At 68.1% G+C, this 496-nt stretch carries 1 protein-coding gene; it reads left to right on the top strand.

Annotation, left to right across the window (positions count from 1 at the left end):
- A partial coding sequence (locus PA598K_RS14760; protein WP_185601983.1) for an AMP-binding protein occupies window positions 1-496 on the top strand: 496 nt, incomplete at both ends.

A 496-nucleotide genomic window follows, 5' to 3' on the forward strand; every position in this document is an offset into this window, starting at 1 on the left:
TCCTGCTGGAGACGGCCGAGCTGAACGGGACGCGGCTGCCGGCGATGCGGACGGTCAGCGTCACCGGGGAGAAGCTGACGACGGCGCTGGCGCGCCGTTGGTTTGCCCAATTTCCGGCGATCCCGCTCGTCAATGCGTACGGCCCGACGGAGGCGTCCGACGACGTGACGCTGCATGTACTGCGCGGCATGCCCGATGCGCAGCAGATCCCGGTCGGCCGACCGATCCGCAATGTGACGATCTATATCCTGGACGAGCGGCAGCAGCCGTGCCCGATCGGCGTCAAGGGCGAGATCTGCGTCAGCGGACTTGCCGTCGGACGAGGGTATCTGCATGATGCCGAGCGGACCCGGCTGGCCTTCGGCGAGGATCGTCTCGCGGGTCGCCCCGGCGTGCGGCTGTATCGCACCGGCGATATCGGACGCTGGCTGCCGGACGGCACGATCGAGTACGCCGGGCGGCTCGACGATCAGATCAAGCTGCACGGCTACCGCAT

The organism is Paenibacillus sp. 598K (assembly GCF_003851045.1).
Lineage (GTDB): Bacteria > Bacillota > Bacilli > Paenibacillales > Paenibacillaceae > Paenibacillus_D.